Annotated in this window: 17 protein-coding genes and 1 pseudogene; 11 read left to right on the top strand and 7 right to left on the bottom strand. The window is 43.4% G+C overall.

The genetic code is table 11. The features are described 5' to 3' along the window. Positions 1 to 308 (top strand): integrase core domain-containing protein (locus G548_RS0116260; protein ID WP_022795208.1); only part of this gene is annotated, 308 nt, incomplete at its 5' end. 899 nt (positions 309 to 1207) lie between these two features. Here the strand turns inward: G548_RS0116260 and G548_RS0116245 are convergent. Further along, a complete protein-coding gene (locus G548_RS0116245; protein WP_022795206.1) occupies positions 1208 to 1906 on the bottom strand; it encodes a Na-translocating system protein MpsC family protein in 699 nt (232 codons plus the stop codon). Positions 1907 to 2750: 844 nt separating this feature from the next. On the opposite strand from G548_RS0116245, the gene G548_RS0116240 reads away from it, so the two are divergent. Further along, the gene (locus G548_RS0116240; protein WP_022795205.1) at positions 2751 to 3026 is read left to right on the top strand and encodes a hypothetical protein; all 276 of its coding nucleotides are present in this window, start codon (positions 2751 to 2753) and stop codon (positions 3024 to 3026) included. A gap of 297 nt (positions 3027 to 3323) precedes the next feature. On the opposite strand, the gene G548_RS0116235 is transcribed toward G548_RS0116240, so the two are convergent. Next, on the bottom strand, positions 3324 to 4517 hold the full coding sequence (locus G548_RS0116235) for a cation:proton antiporter (RefSeq protein WP_022795204.1): 1194 nt from the start codon (positions 4515 to 4517) through the stop codon (positions 3324 to 3326). A gap of 616 nt (positions 4518 to 5133) precedes the next feature. After that, positions 5134 to 6579, bottom strand: coding sequence for an NADP-dependent glyceraldehyde-3-phosphate dehydrogenase (locus G548_RS0116225; RefSeq protein ID WP_022795202.1), 1446 nt, complete (start codon positions 6577 to 6579; stop codon positions 5134 to 5136). Positions 6580 to 6924: 345 nt separating this feature from the next. Here G548_RS0116225 and G548_RS19740 point away from each other — a divergent pair. From G548_RS19740 to G548_RS0116205, 5 genes and pseudogenes are all read left to right on the top strand, one after another. Next, positions 6925 to 7212, top strand: a pseudogene (locus G548_RS19740) (transposase); the annotation flags it as partial. 587 nt (positions 7213 to 7799) lie between these two features. Next, positions 7800 to 8576: a ParA family protein gene (locus G548_RS0116220; RefSeq protein WP_022795201.1), complete on the top strand. Its 777-nt coding sequence runs from the start codon at positions 7800 to 7802 to the stop codon at positions 8574 to 8576. Further along, a complete protein-coding gene (locus tag G548_RS0116215; RefSeq protein ID WP_022795200.1) occupies positions 8563 to 8865 on the top strand; it encodes a hypothetical protein in 303 nt (100 codons plus the stop codon). The genes G548_RS0116220 and G548_RS0116215 overlap by 14 nt, the downstream gene beginning before the upstream one ends. A gap of 432 nt (positions 8866 to 9297) precedes the next feature. Continuing rightward, positions 9298 to 10119, top strand: a complete 822-nt coding sequence (locus tag G548_RS18555) for a replication initiator protein A (RefSeq protein WP_022795199.1) — start codon at positions 9298 to 9300, stop codon at positions 10117 to 10119. A 26-nt stretch (positions 10120 to 10145) separates the two neighbouring features. After that, positions 10146 to 10496 (top strand): hypothetical protein, encoded by a 351-nt coding sequence (locus tag G548_RS0116205; protein ID WP_022795198.1) that lies wholly within the window; start codon positions 10146 to 10148, stop codon positions 10494 to 10496. A 420-nt stretch (positions 10497 to 10916) separates the two neighbouring features. On the opposite strand, the gene G548_RS19410 is transcribed toward G548_RS0116205, so the two are convergent. Further along, positions 10917 to 11087, bottom strand: coding sequence for a hypothetical protein (locus G548_RS19410; protein ID WP_156847966.1), 171 nt, complete (start codon positions 11085 to 11087; stop codon positions 10917 to 10919). A gap of 336 nt (positions 11088 to 11423) precedes the next feature. Here G548_RS19410 and G548_RS0116195 point away from each other — a divergent pair, with 336 nt between their 5' ends. Together G548_RS0116195 and G548_RS0116185 are read left to right on the top strand one after the other, a co-directional pair. Then, on the top strand, positions 11424 to 11696 hold the full coding sequence (locus G548_RS0116195) for a hypothetical protein (RefSeq protein WP_022795196.1): 273 nt from the start codon (positions 11424 to 11426) through the stop codon (positions 11694 to 11696). 763 nt (positions 11697 to 12459) lie between these two features. Continuing rightward, positions 12460 to 12744 (top strand): DUF5839 family protein, encoded by a 285-nt coding sequence (locus G548_RS0116185; protein WP_022795194.1) that lies wholly within the window; start codon positions 12460 to 12462, stop codon positions 12742 to 12744. Between the two features lie 125 nt (positions 12745 to 12869). Here the strand turns inward: G548_RS0116185 and G548_RS0116180 are convergent, their stop codons facing one another. Next, positions 12870 to 13079 (bottom strand): hypothetical protein, encoded by a 210-nt coding sequence (locus G548_RS0116180; protein WP_022795193.1) that lies wholly within the window; start codon positions 13077 to 13079, stop codon positions 12870 to 12872. Between the two features lie 120 nt (positions 13080 to 13199). Between G548_RS0116180 and G548_RS19405 the strand changes: the two genes are divergently transcribed. Further along, on the top strand, positions 13200 to 13352 hold the full coding sequence (locus G548_RS19405; RefSeq protein ID WP_156847965.1) for a hypothetical protein: 153 nt from the start codon (positions 13200 to 13202) through the stop codon (positions 13350 to 13352). Positions 13353 to 14292: 940 nt separating this feature from the next. Here G548_RS19405 and G548_RS0116175 read toward each other — a convergent pair. Both G548_RS0116175 and G548_RS18900 read right to left on the bottom strand, forming a co-directional pair. Further along, complete coding sequence (locus tag G548_RS0116175) at positions 14293 to 14583, bottom strand: hypothetical protein (protein WP_022795192.1); 291 nt, start codon at positions 14581 to 14583, stop codon at positions 14293 to 14295. Between the two features lie 24 nt (positions 14584 to 14607). Continuing rightward, positions 14608 to 15252 carry a hypothetical protein gene (locus G548_RS18900; RefSeq protein ID WP_022795191.1) on the bottom strand — a complete coding sequence of 215 codons (645 nt, stop codon included), beginning with the start codon at positions 15250 to 15252 and terminating at the stop codon, positions 14608 to 14610. 372 nt (positions 15253 to 15624) lie between these two features. On the opposite strand from G548_RS18900, the gene G548_RS0116165 reads away from it, so the two are divergent. Beyond that, a partial coding sequence (locus G548_RS0116165; protein WP_022795190.1) for a GNAT family N-acetyltransferase occupies positions 15625 to 15808 on the top strand: 184 nt, incomplete at its 3' end.

The raw sequence follows: 15808 nt of genomic DNA, 5'->3' as shown, positions 1-15808 counted from the left end.
CCACCGGCACGATGTTGCACAGCGACCAGGGCTGCCAGTACACGTCGTATGCCTTTCAGGAGGCTGCCCACAAAAAAGGCATTATCACAAGCATGTCGCGCCGAGGCAACTGCTTTGATAATGCCGTCATTGAATCCTTCCATTCCTCGCTAAAGTCGGAAGGATTCCGCACCCCGAAAGGGGTGCCCCTAACATTTCCAATTATACTAGAAAACGTGCAGACGTACATGTATTATTACAACTATCAGCGACCCTTGACGAAATTAGCCTTCCACACGCCGGTGGAATACCGGACGGCAGAAGGCTAACGGCTAGGTGCTTTATCTTGTCTCATATTTCTAGGTCAGTGCATCATAAGAAGCTTTTACAATATCCTAAAAAGCATTCGCTTAAAAGAAATATAATTATATTATAGATAAGTACGGTCCTTGAAATTTTTAAAACATAAAAAAACCAGCCCTTGGGCTGGTCATACTGGTCGGGTTAAACGATCAAGGGGATGTTTGGGGAGAGGTGTGACTCCCCATCTCCACCGTACCATGCGTATCTGGCTATGGATACACGAAAGACACCATCTTTACAAATCCTTCAAACATAGGCCACCGACATCTTAGAGCATGTGGACGTCGTTTCTAAACCTCCGCCTTATAGATTGGTTTCCTCTCTGGTCATGGCTCTCCATACACGACGTTCAGCATACGGAACGATTTCCTCAACCAGGGGGAGGGACAACGCCTCGCGTTCACTAACATCCACCATAGCCTGGTGCTGTGCTTGCGCTTGCTGGGGGAATGCATGGTGATCCCAGGCTTCCCGCCATGCACGCCATACGTGATATTCCATGGCACGCAACACCTTTCAGGCCTGAGAAATCTCCTCGTTGATATGCGACAAGCGACCGGCGACCGTTGTTAGGCATAGCTTTTCCTGATAGACCATTCTTTCCCTCCTTTCGTGTGCGTCGAACTCTACTAGGGCCTGAACGTTAACCGCCCCAACGTATGAATCGTGATCGCTGGGGCTTCTGGGCACTGTCCCCCCACTACCAATCGAAACTATCGAGGAATTCGGATCTTTCTTTAACAAAAAACAACGACTGACAAGACCCGATGTTGGTCCTTGTCGACACCATTTTGCATTAGATTCACCCCTGGTTACTGCCATACTTGCCGGCGATCCCCCGTTCGCAGCTCAAAAACGTTCTCGCTCATTGTTTTTTTGGTTGCAGAATAAGCAACGCGTACCCTTTGTCCCCGGTAAAATGCCAGGAGACAAACGTTCCGGTGATCCTGCTGTCAAGGAACGATTCCAGGCTGGCCCGGTGAATCATCCGCAATTCCAATGGCTTTTTCACTTTCTGGAGTTCGTTCGTATATCCTGCCCGAATCAGTTCTTTCTCAATCTCCACAAAGATCCCGGTCCGTTTAATCACAATGGTCCGGTCATTCAGCCAAAACGATTCCGTGGTCGCCGGTACTTTCTGCCCCCACTTGCTCAGCTCAATGACTTGCTCGTTGAACTTCCGATGGTTTAAGTGCTTCGGCCACCGGACTTCGCATTCCGAGGCATCTTGCGACATTACGCCAAGGATCACGCCCCGTTGCTGCTGCAGGTCCCAATCAAAGTACATCTCTTGAATGGTAATTCCTGCGATGGTCTCCAGCCGAGCTCGCATTTCGCCCTGCAGTTGTTTAAATATCAGGCCCCTCGTGTCTTCCACCCGTTGATATTCACCCTGGGCCACCAGAATGGATTCCATTGACGCTAAGAAATCCCGGAGGCGGATCACCAGAAACGGATGCTCGAGGCTCACATACACGGAGGTCGGCCCTTTACCAAAGTGGTTCCGAATCAGCTTGCCAATGTAGCCTGCCATTTCTCCTTGTACCGCTTGTGTCTCTTCCATGGTTTGGCTCCTTTGGATAATCCCGTTGAAGCGTCCCAGGAGAACCGCTTTCCACAGTCATCCGTTGATGGTTGTTTCGTTGACGTTTCTCTTGCCCCTCTTTCCCCGCTGGTCCCTCGAAAAACGTACAGCCATTTCTTCTCTACGGGTGGCAAAACACAAAAAAACCACAGAGAATAAACATCCCTGCGGCTGATTCCTCAGCGCTAGTTGTCTGAGGCCTTTGCCTGTCGGTATCCAATTATGGTAGTGGCTACCCATCGTCCGTTCCTAACAAAATGCCCAACAATAGGCAAGCAGCCTCCTGGGCCGCTTTCGTTCTTCATGATTTTTTTGCCTTGTCTCGATTCGGTGTTCGGCAAGAAGTACCGTGGAAACAAGCAACAACATTACCGGGACAGGTCATTGCGAGCACTACCGTCTCTAATGTTCCCTGTCAGTGGAGGAACCCTGTTGATAACGGGTATTTTTAGCTTCGTCTAAGGCAACGTGTTACCTCTATCTTACCACGGTTCCTTGGTTAGAACCAACGTTCTGTTTTTTTATCTACTGATGGCGGAAGCAATCAAGGAGGATATTAGTTTTTATTCATGGATATGGTATTTAAATAAGGACTAAATAGATTCAAAAATACGTCTTATCTTTCTCCGCCTGATCCCCTATAATTATGTATAAAGCACCAGAAACTTTTATCCCCTCATGTCATCTGGGATAATCAATCAACCATATACGGCTCTGAACCTAAGACTGAACGCTTAGCCTTCAAGCCATTCCTAAAGGGATTTCTTTAGGGATGGCTTTTTGTATGTTTCAGCACCCATCTTCTCAATAAAGGAGTGTTTTTATGCCTTATACGGCCTTTATTCAGCGCCCCCAGGAGTGGGAAGTGGCAACCGGCACCCTCCTAGATCTGCAACAGCAAGGCTGGACCTCGTTCGATGCCATCTTTGCCACCATTGAGGAATTATTTACCTCCCTTCAGGTCTTCCGTGAACAGGAATGGATTATTACGTGCATATCCGATCTCCCGGAACTGCAAGAGCGGTGGCAGGAGAAATGGGCTGGTACGTCTTCGGTGCCAATAATGGCAATGCCAATACGAAAGGAGAAACAGATATGAGTGCTATGCTTGTCGTGAGTTTGTATGGGTTTTTTTGTTGGACCCTCCTTGCCTCTCCCGGTTCCGCGACAAAAAGCCCGAGTTCTTCAGAGAGGGATTCTGAAACGACGACCCAGTAACTATTGTTAACATTATCGCGATTATTAGTAGAAACTACAATAAAACAGTATTTTTCGAAGATTATAGTGTACTTTTGACATGCCGATAAATCAAAAGCCAACCTTCGTCAAGGTTGGCTTTTGATTTATCGTTTATTTCGAGTGTATCGCGAACAATATCTTCTTAAACCAAGTACTGTCAGGAAGCAAATTTCTGGGCCAGTGGATAAACCCCGAGACTTTGAATCACAAGGGAAAGCAGAATCGCGGCAAACGTGAGAGAAACAATAAGATCGGCACTGCTGCTGGACTGTGTTTCAATGCTAAGCAGCAGAGCTACAGAAACGGTTCCTTTCAGCCCGGACCAGGTCATCATAAATACGGACGACCACTGAAACCGTTCGTTAATGTGCGGGGACAATTTTAGAAATCCGCCTAGTACTAGGAAGCGGACGATTAAAGAAATCATAAATATTCCAATCGCGAACAGCCAGTGCCCGAACGCAAGGTAACTAGCCGCCTGAATGCCGATCAATAAAAAAAGCAGTGATAAGACGGCCGGCTCCACCACTTTCCAAAAACCGTCCAAATAGGAGTGAAGCTCCTCCTCCTTTTCAGATTTCTGAAAGGCCCGGGAGAGCATAATACCGGCCGACACGGTGGCCAACACCCCGGAAGTCCCAAGCCCTTCCGCTATATAAAAGCCGCCGTAAGCAAGAATCACGCTGAGCATGACCTGGTACACGTGATTGTGCATGATGTGGACCGCTTTGGTGACCAGCCAGCCCCCTGCCACACCGACGGCTACACCCCCGAGCGACACCAAAAGAAATTCACCCAGAAATGAAAGGATGGAAAAGGATTCATTGTACAAAAACATGGAGGAAGCAATGCTGAACAATACTACGCTGGTGCCGTCGTTAATCATGGACTCCCCTTCCACGACTTTCGGGATATCCGAATCCCCGAACACATTTTCCAGAATGGCCGTCACGGAAACCGGATCGGTTGGCGTCAGTATCGAAGCAATTAAAAAGGCCGCTACGAACGACAGCCCGGCGAAGGGAGCCCCTACCAGATAAATGAGCACGGCCATGAAAAAGACGGTCGCCATCAATCCCAGGGTCCCGAGCGTCGCAATCGGCCGAAAGTTCTTTTTGAATGAACGTATTGGGAAACTATAAGCCGACACAAACAAGATCGCTGGCAGCATCAGATCAAAAATAATATCATGGTTCAGACTCAGCCGATTAAAAACAGGAATGAACGAAAGGCCAAGGCCAATAACTAAAAGCATCATCGGGACCGGGAAATAATTGCTTTTCACATCAAATATATAAACGATCAGTCCGATCGCTAACAGTATCACGAGCAGGGACGCGTATAACAGCACCTGACTCACCTCCTAATATCATATATGCAGCCAATATCTGTATTTACCCTTTGTCCATAATGAAAAACTAAAAAGCTTTCCCGCATGGTCTATGGAATGATGGCCAACCTCTAGGATTCCAATATCGTTTACATCTCTCTTACATGTGATATAATGCATGTAAGAGTAGATATTTCATTGGTTACACCAAACCCCCAACGTATGCCCGTACGTTGGGGGTTTTTGTGGTGCGGCTATGGCCGCCCTAATGATGGTTGTTTCGCCTATATAGCCAGTAGGCGAATATATTCCCGCTAATGACCACAATAAGTGGAAATAGAAGGTCACTGAGTAGATATTCCATGGTTACACCTCCTTTCCAGGAGATGTTCGCCTGAAAAGTGGGCGACAGTCTTTATTGTATCACGGAACTCGAAAGAGAAATTTCTGAACCTTATAGATATAAAAGCCGCGGAGCCTTTCTCTGAATTTATATTAAACAACTTTCTATTCTCGGACAAATAGCTGGCAGACTATTCCTTTTACAGTAACAAATCCTCGAAACTGGAAATAAAATGAAATATTCTGAAATTTCACTTGATTTTTGATCTGAACGAAACCATACAACAGTGGCTTTTTACAAATTCAATACCAACACTTTATCGCGAAGCATCGAATCAATGCTTCTTCCAATGCCCTGGACGCCCTGACCCGAATTTTTCACTCCCAGGAACGGAAAATGGTCGGGGCCACGAGAGGTTTTGCCGTTGACCTGAACCGTGCCCACGTTCAGCTTATCGGAAATAGCGAAGGCATTCTCCAGATTTTTTGTGAATACACTGGCTTGAAGACCATACTCGTTACGCTTTTCCAGTTGAATGGCTTCCTGTTCACTCTCCACCCGCACAAAAGGGAGCACCGGTCCAAACTGTTCTTCCCAGGCGATGGCCATGTCTTCGGTTACATGATCCAGCAGGGTCGGCCCCAGCAGATTCTTTTCCTTCACACCTTCAAGTATGACTGCAGCTCCCTTACTCCGGGCGTCGTCAATCAGCCTGGTAACGTTATCTGCTGCCTTCTGATCAATCATTGGCGTGACACTCGCGTCTTCTCTGGATGTGCCTACGTTCAGGGCGGACACGATATCTTTCACTTTCTCTACGAGCTCATCCGCGACCCTGTCCATTACGATCACACGCTTGATCGCTGTGCAGCGTTGGCCGGAATAGCTGAAGGCTCCACTGACAATTTCTTTTGCTGCTTGATCCAAATCGGCGTCCTCCAGGACAATCGCCGGGTCTTTGCCGCCAAGCTCGAGCACCACTGGGATCATGGATGCTTTCTTTGCAATATGTTTTCCGGTATCCGTTCCCCCGGTAAACGTAATCATATCTATCAGAGGATGAGTTACGATGAAGTCGCCAATCACCGATCCCCGCCCCGTAACTACGTTTAATACGCCTTCCGGCAGCCCGGCTTTCACGAGTGCCTGTACCATTAATAACCCACTAATAGCCCCCTGCGTCGCTGGTTTGAAGATCACGGTATTGCCGGTAATAAGCGCCGGTGCAATTTTGGAAGCGGCCAGGTTGACCGGATAGTTAAATGGTGAAATCGCCAGGACAACGCCGTGAGGAACTTTCTGCACCATCGCTTTTGTCTGCTTCGTCGCTCCGGGAAAGGCATCCCCCTGAATAAAGCTTCCGTGTGTCCGAAGCCCCTCTTCTGCTGTATGGCGAATCAGCTGGGCTGTACGCTTCACTTCACTTTTTCCCGAGGAGAGCGTTTTTCCTACTTCCAGGTGAATCATTTCCCCAATCTCATCGGTCATCTTTTCCAACTCTTCGGCCCACCGGTGAAGCAGTTCCGAACGCTCATGGCCTTCTCTGGCTTCCCATGCTTCCTGGACCTCAGCGGTGTGTTGAACCGCTTTATCCACTTCCTCCTGACTTAACGCTGGTACTCTTCCTACCACTTCATGGTCATCGGGGGCATAAATAGGAACCGTTTCTCCGCTTTCACTCCCGATCCATTGATTGTTAAGCAGCGTTTCAAACACATCTTCCGTTTTGCGTGTCATCATCTTTTCTCTCCCCCTCTATGTGTTTAACCTCTAAAAGGTTAATGTTTTCTATTAAACCACATAAGGGTTCTCATCAACAAGTCCCAAATACAAAGTAATCAGATTAAAATCATCGGGATAATGAAGTATCAATTCCGTTAATTTTGATTGTAAACATAACGGCCCTTATCGGAAGTATAGTTCCAAACAACCGTGACATAATAAATATTGTTTTCACTTGATAATAATATTAACATTTATAATATTATTAATATTAATAATTAGAACAATACCGTGTGACGGGTCAACAACTATGATGAATCAGCCTAGGTCCTCACCGCATTTATCACCGAGTAATTGCCACTCTACCCATCGCTTCGCCGTGTGCTCGTCGAGCCCCCATCTTACTCACCTTTTATTATTTCTCCTCTGCCACCTGGCGGAGACTATATTCGATCAACCTCATCGAAATTTTTCAACAAACAACTAAAAAAATACATTAAACGAAAAGAATAATTTCCGAATGAAGCATCCATCAAACAATTTTTGATCAGCTGGTTCTACGCGTACAATCAAAAGTTGCCCACTCACTGCCAACTAGACTTCGCCCAGATCCAACATCAATTGGAAGATATGCTTGAACGGCAAAATTAACTTCATGATGGGAAAAGGACAGTCGATTACACAAATTTATTAACGGTTCCTGATCTTCTTATATCATCTAATATTATTTTGTTGGTTGCTTTACAATTCTAAGATACTTATTTTGTTTTCAATACTTTCTATAGTATTTTTCTTTTTAGTTATTATTAATGTTAATGTTAATGTTAATACAAATAATAACAATAATAAAAGTTTTTATTGTATGCTAATAATCAATAGCTTTGTGAGAAGGTATTTAGCGCAAACATAGGGTGATATTCCTACTATTATTTTTATGTGATATTTGTCTACTTAATATTATCTTTGTTTCTAGTAAACACTTTTCCGTTAACCTTCAAACATTAAAGTTAACATTAATATTAACTTTAATGTTTTTATTAATAAATATTTATATTTTAAGGTAATTATGCTATGGTTATCTATAACAAATATAAACTGATTTAAGTTAATGATAAATCAAACAACAATTATTAATAAAATTTATGAGTTCGCCGACAACTATCCTTTAGCCCAAGGCATTTATGTACGACATTATAATTATTATAAAATCTTAGAATTCATCTAAGGAGGGAAAGAATATGTTACTAGCCGTTTCAACTAACAAAGGCGGAGTATTAAAAACCTCCATTGCTACAAGTCTGGCCTCAATTTATTCCCAAGAGCAAAAAACATTGATTATTGATGCTGATAATCAAGGCAACGTAGCTCTTACATATGGCCGCAACCCAGACCAATATGAATACACCATTTATGATGTATTAGCCCAAAACGTCTCTCCTGAGGCTGCAATAGATAAAATAAACTCGAATCTTCATATACTGCCAGCTAACGATGAGTTAGCCTTCTTAGAGTTTGATGTACTATCAAATCCTAATGATTATCCTAAGCCTTTTCATATCATGCGCGAGAAACTGACACCCTTGTTAGCATCTTATGATGTAATAATAATGGATGCCCCCCCTAATATTGGGCTTATCACAGGTAATATCTTATCTTTTGTTCAAGATATAATTATTCCATTTCAACCAGAACATTATTCAATGCGTTCATTTATTAAAATGTTAGAAGTAATAGATAACTTTAAAGGAAGCCATAATAAAAATCTAAAAGTCAGTGGAGTCGTTGGAACTTTGGTAGATAGTAGAACTGTTCTACACAAACAGATTCTTGAGCAATGTGAAGAGTACTGTGAGAAAAATAATATTCGTATGTTTAAACAGATCATCCCTAGATCAGTACAGTTTGCTAACAGTATTGCATATGAACAACAGCCTGCTGTGATGAATCGTAAAAAGAACCCAGCTACAGAAGTCTATTTTAATATTAAGGAGGAACTGGATAATGGCAAAAAATAAAAGGAATATTGCAGGATTTGGAGAAGTTGCAGGCAATAGTAATATTAACAATGATGATGATGTTAATATTGATAATGATAAAAATGTTAATAATGAAGACGAACTAGACAACTTCTTTAAAAAACATCAGAACAAAAATGAAGAAAAGCCCAAGGTTAAAGGAATTTATTTTGACCCGGAGGTGTTGATTGAATTAGATCGCTTAAAAAATCAATACGGACGAGGATCTATTTCTGAGTTTGTTAATGCAGCCGTTAAAAAAGCTATGAAAGAAAAAGATATGTTATAAATCTATGTTTCATGTAAAAGCTCAACCTAAAAAACAGTTGTGGGTTATGCTTTGAATAATAAAAAATAAGCCACTCCCTGGAGAGAAGTGACTTATTTAAGGGATGGCCATATGTATTTAAACAAAGAACCTAAGGATAGTTTATCCTAGTTGGTAATGTTTTGAAAGCAATTTGCTTATTGCTTTTTATTCAGATAAAATATACTTAATAAACGAGAAACAGCCGGTGCTGGATACACCGACTGCTTTCGTAGAGAGTTAGCTCTATACACTAATTCTTCTGTGGCTAGAAGAAACTATTTGACTTTAGTTTAGCATATTCTCATATCTTTTCAAGGGATACGTTTAAGCTATATCAATAATTTGTTTCATATAGCATATGTGTGTGTATAAAGTAACTCTCAATCTAATAAACAGATGGGAGTTTTTATTATGTCTACATTCTTTAATATCTATGAGGAACAAGGGTTAACTTATTACCAACTGCCTAAAGTTTTTTTTCAAAATGAAAAATATATGAATATGAGTAATGACACAAAAATTGCTTGGTCTATTTTAAAGGACCGTTTTCAACTTTCTATAAAAAACAATTGGTTTGATGAGAATGGGAATATTTATTTCATTTATACAAACGATGATCTAATGGAAATCTTGAATATTAAAAGTCCAAATAAAATTTCTAAGATTAAAAAAGAATTAACTGAAGCCGATCTTCTTTATCAAGTACGTGTAGGGTTAAACAAACCTAACAAATTATATATTAAAAAGCCACTAGCATCTGGTGATGATATATATAAAATTCAAAAAGAAAGTGATCCAGAACCCTTGGGGGACAAGGATGTATCAAAATCATACGTCCGGAACTATGAAAATGATAGCTCCAGAGATATGAAAATGATACATCAAGAAGTATCGAAATCATACGGGAATAAGACTGATTATAATAAGACTGATTATAATAATATTAATATTGTTAACAAGGACGTTGACAATTTTTCTTCGGAAACGATTAATACATATGAAATCGAAAAAGAATATATCCAGGAAGGCTTATCATCAGAAGTGATTCAACGAGTCAAAGAAGAAATCGCCAACAAACCAGAACCGGTCCGTCATTACGAAGCGTATCTGCGAACGTGCCTGGACAATACCTTACATAAGCACCGACTAAAACGAGACATGATTGACCAGCCGTACCCGCATTTACCAGGTGATCATCCGCTGAACTATAACTGGCTGCAGGATGAATCATAAAAAAACCATGGAGGAGGGATAATTCGATGGCAGGAACCATCTCCAAGATTAATCGAAGTGTGAAACAGTTGGAAAAAGAATTAACGGCTATCGGTTTTCGCGTCCAGGTCGAAGGAGCTTCCGATGGCATGACGCAGTATTTGATCGTGAATGAGGGACAGGTTCCCGGTATTACAATAAGTGATCGTCGATCCAAGGGAAAAAAACGTGCGCAGTGGGCCGCCGAAGTGGTGGTTACGGCTCCCACGGAGACATATGAGATGAATACCTATAAGGATCCGGAAACCAAGCAGCCATTTACCCACTATGTCTTTTCCTCCCACAAAGCGAACAAGATCCCGAAACTCTGGAAGGGGTTTAGCGAAGAGGCCACGTAACCATGTTGGTTCATGAGGAAGCCCTGGAGCCAATACAGTCATCCTTAGAGCATTTTTTCTCGGTTATTAGGACTTCGAATAAGACGAATCAACAAATAGGGTTTCTGGGGCTTGTGAGAGCCTTTAAACGTTTCCGGTGTTCGATGGATGGAGGGACACGTCCAAAAACCAACGACGGAGGCGTAGAGTCCCGTCTACGATACCTCCGTGTGGTCGATAAGAAATGAAAAAGGGAAGATGAAACCATCAAATGCTTTGGTCCCACAAGCGAGCCATCAAGAAACGCTAAGACGTTGCCAAAGATGGTAAGGAAAGAAGCTAGAGAATAAGCTTCTTTCGTGCCACAAGAGACAATGTCATAGTACGTATCAGTTGATGGTTTGGCACGAACGATGGGACATAGTCGAGTGGGGAATGTGATCATGCTCTGGTGTTTTGTTTGCAACGAAACAAACGATAAGACCCTTCGATCGTGTTGGATAGCTGCTGAAGAAACACGGTAGTAGAGACAAGCATAAGCGTTAGTTCGATGGACAACAAGGAGTCGACAACGATACATGTTTGTTCATCCATGGAATGGTTTTGATGCACGATTCATCGTCCGTGTTGAACGCTGTAGACGTACGCTTGTTGGTTCCCAATGGAACAGCTTCGGCTTCATTTTTGCCCAAGTACCTGTTTAAGAACGAGCATGGGCTGTTCACAAAAGCGTGAACAACCCCCTGATTTGTTCACAGATCCGTGAACAAGGTGTTCACAAACCGGTGAACAACAGCCATTTTGGCGTACCCATGAAAAATCCGGCACTGCCGGACACCCCAGCTTGTCTGGGGTCACTTTTCCCTTATGCTCTTTGCAACTATTTTGGTCTTGCATCGGGGTTGTCATTAAACTAGGGTTTTCTGTTACACGAAAGGAGTATAGAACATGGACATTAAAGTGCGTGAATTAAGTCCAATCGTGGTCCAAACGATTGATGAACGAGCGAAAAAACGAGGGCTTTCCCGGCAACATTATCTGAAAGAGTTAATCGAAAACTATGTGATGCAAAAAGAACTGAACGAAACCGATCAAGCGTACAAAACCTTAATCGAAAAAAACACCGAAGCCCTCCACCGGTTCAGCGATCAAATGCAACGACAAAACGAATGGCTGGAAAGCATGAGTGAGGATATGGATCCCACACAGGAAAAAGGGTAACGGTCGATCACCTACGGCATGGAAAAGCCCTCGATGGTTCATAGAAGGATGCGTGGAAAAGATCGTTGTTTTCAGGAACCAGTACGGACGAGTGGTTGTAACAATCGTGTTTATCATCAATCAATTGAGGCATGATGGGTGCGGTTAGATGCCCATGAGTGAACAGCAACAGGATCATGATCCAACCGGTCTCGTGTCATGAAACGAGCTCCCTTGAGAACACACCCCCTGTAACGATGAAAAAGTTGCAAGAGCATAAGGGGAAAATGACCCCAATCAAGTTGGAGTGCCTGGCAGTGCCAGGCTTTACGCGGGTACATCAAAAATGCGTTTTGTGACACCTGTGAGACAGTGCTGTGACAGGATTGAGTACAAAACCGGGGGCCTGTGACACTTGTGAGACAGGTTTTAACGCTTCGATAACCGGCCAACGATTGATTATGGACCAACCCCTAGTCAATAAACGACCGATTCCTGAACATCATCAGAGCCTATATCGTGTTCCCGATCGAGCTCTTGGAATGCTCCGAACGTGTCCTAACAGGAAACCAACATCGGTCTCGACATGAACCAAACGTGTTCATGATGGGAACATGATGGAGAGCCAAAACATGGCTGTTATGGCAAGCCCACGGACCAAGATGGTGAACAGCAAAAGGCCAAAAAAGGAACATGAACATGGTCCGTTTCGGCTTCGTTCCGGAACAACCAGCTTCACGATTATTGGTTATCAACGATCATCCAACGAAGGGAAGAAAGAGTCATGAAAACGAACAATACGATTGCTGCTTTTCACATTCTTCGCCGGGACGAAAACGGCGCCCTGGTGTTAAACACGAACCAACTGTATCACTGGAACATTCCGAAACGACTGCGCGAAGAACCGATTCAGCCAGGAGACATTGTCCAGGTACCAACGAAAAAAGGAAAACGATCGGTCGTGGTAATGAACGTGTTTCGGGAAGATATCGAAGACACGGGCCGGGAATACAAAAAAGTGATCAAGGTGCTCGAACGAGCCCCGAAGAACACGGCGCAGGAATCGTAACAACGACCTCCTTGCTCATCATTGGGATTTGTGGAGAAGGTCCCAATAGGATACAAAAAGCCCAGGCAGCTGCCCGGGCTTCCGAAGGTTTAGTTTTTAATGATTCGTACGCCAATCCATAACGCTCAGGGCCGAAACATTTCCCGTTGGTTTCGCCGTGCCTGGATCGTCATACTGATACCGTTCATCACGCATACCGCCATCAAGATGATACCACTGGTCAGGATGGCCGAAGAAACATCGCCTGTTCCGGCCATGACCAGTAACAATAGGCCAATGATAAGAGCAGCCCCAAACATGATTGCCTGAGCGATTCGCAGGGAACGTCCGCGCATGATCTTCCTCCTCGTTTTAAATGGTCATTTCAGGATATCATACGAGGTGGTACTTCGTCAGAAAGCCGTTCGAAGCCACACAGGCTTTTTTCGTTGTTTGTGTCGAAAGGGCTGTTCGCAATGAACCAACGACCACTTGATGGTGTGCTGATGGCTTCTCTGCAACGGAAATGCTATTCGCATGGTTCAGGTGTCTTATCGGAAGAAGGGATCGAATGGGAAGCCGAAAAAAGCCCTCTCTCTGCGATGCAAAGAGAAGGCACCAGGCGGTGATGGGGCACCGACTGGCTGCTAGATACGCCTTGTTGTCATAGGCATGAACTAGCTCCTTGAACGTACAACGATTCCCCTCATAGAGTACATACTCTATAGGAATAGTCTACCTATTCGGGAAGAAGAACCCAATGTTTTTGATTGATAATTTCATCTACCGTACAATTATTGTAAATAAAAGAGTACCAATGAGAACGAACAAAAGCCCTCCGTCAACGAGGACGAAGGGCTTTTGCATGAAAGCAGTTGAATGTCATGGCGTCGCATCTCCGATCAGAGATGAAACAGGATCGTACAAGATATGTCTTCCCAGGTAACAAAAGCCATAAACATAGACCACGGGCGTCTGCTCGAGAATCGAGAGACGCCCGTGGAATGGACAAAAAATAGGAAGCATCACGATATGGGAGATGTTCTTAAGAAACATCCTTAAACATTTTCCCTAAGGTATATAAAAATAAACTTTAATAACAAAACAGAGAGCCATAGGGAAGACAAAGACAAGCTTCCTCTTTCAAGAAACGGATGTCGTTAGACCCTTCGACGGCTCCTGTGGCTGATGATGGTTGGCGCGGGGGTCAGCGCTGTTCTTTTTCTTCCGGCCAAAAGCTAACCGATTCCCAAGAGTCATGAGGTGATGCCATGGCATGCCGCGTGGAACGTCCCAAGCATATGCGGAAGATCATGCGTGTTGGATCCCTATCAACCTTAGTCATCCTGAGTGTAAACATAAGGGAAAACCAATTTTCATGCGCTGGACTTGGTTTCTTTCTTAATAAGCCATATTGAGGATGAGGACTATTGTTTATGGCAGATCGCTTGATCGTTTAACATAATGACGATTATTAGCAGTCAGTAAATATAAAAAGCAAAGCCTAATCATAGAGGCTTTGCTTTCTTTTCGTTTGAATAAACGTATATTTTGGTCCCCTGTTTAGTTTTAGACGACCCAAAATGTCATGAAAATAGCGCAAGCAACAGCTAAAAGAAAAGACCCTACAACAATTACCTGTTGGAAATGTTTACGACTTTTCCGTTCGATATAATCAGCCCCACTAACGACCAAAAACAAAGCTACAGCTGGTAAACCAAGATTGTCTACCGTGAGCGTCTTTCCTGTAGCTACCATGAGTGCGACAAATAGCATCGCATAAATCAAAGCAATTTTTGCTCCAGTGCTTGCTGGCTTCAATACGCCTGCTTGCTCTTCTTTTTCCTTTGCAGCTAACATGCTTTTTCTCCTTTCTTTGTTCGCTTAAAAGCAGTTTTCTTGCACACCCTGGATACCTACAATTTCAGCTGCGGCTCCACCACCAATGGCAATAAACTCGTCTACACTTCCTGCTTTAACAAGCAATTCTGCTGTTGTTTTCATACCTCCTAGTGCCTTTACAGCCCGAAACGCTGCCATACCAGGAAAAATAACTAAACCTAAATGACCAGCGCATTTGGTCACTTTCCAAGCGCCTCCCCAAAAGCCATACAATGAAATGCTACCATCATCAGCTGTTTCAGCTACAAACTCACCAGCCTGATTGACGTCAAAGGATGTTGTGTTCTCAGGGAGCGTTTCGACACCTTCCGCTGCCAATTGATCATTGATGGAAGCAACTTGGTCTTTGCTCATCGCTACTGAAGTCTCCGTACCGTTTACGGAAGCGTCATTGAGCTGTTGACGCTCTTCCTCCGATAAATGTTGAGCTAATACAGACATTTTGGTAAGGTTCTCTGCTATCTGATCTGCCTGTTTTTGCTCTTCAGCGGTCAACTCCCGGTCCATATCTACAGCTTCTTCTGCTTGTGCTTTTTCCGCCCAAGGGGTAAGCACAATCGATAGTGTTACAATGGCAGCAATCATAAACATGAAAGCTTCTTTCGGTGCATGCACGTTTAGTTTCATTATTTTTCCCCTTCCATATGTATGTTAACTTCCTCTTGAACATAACGAATATGAAAGGAAAAAAATACCTTTTATTGTAAAAAATGATGTATTTACTACATGTTTTTTCTTTTGATCACGTTCATTAATTCAAAAGTATCGCCACTTTTATCTTTATGGAAGATCCGTATAATTAGATTATTTCTTTGATCGTCCAAAAGTTTTAACTTCTGGACAATACTCGAAACACCCCGTTTTTGACAAAAAAAACGGGGTGTTTTCTATCTAAAAGTTCGTCTATAATGAAAAGTACAATAGATTGCAGACTTTTAGACAAATTATACTTCATCCTCAATAAGTAAAACACAGTTCCTTAAAAGGAGAACAACCATCATGTTTACGCTCACCAGTCCGCGACTGATGTTTCGAAATTACACCGAACAAGACCTCGATTTTCTTCAGGGAATGTTGGCTTCGCAGGAAATGATGCAATATATCGGCCAGGGGTCGACGAAAACCCATCAGGAAACGGCACAATTTTTACAATGGATATTTGGCCATTACGAGGAGGATGAAC

Source organism: Marinococcus halotolerans DSM 16375, assembly GCF_000420725.1.
Classification (GTDB): Bacteria; Bacillota; Bacilli; order Bacillales; family Marinococcaceae; genus Marinococcus; species Marinococcus halotolerans.
The sequence above is the reverse complement of the archived record's forward strand: the minus strand, read 5'-3'. Positions and strand labels throughout refer to the sequence as shown.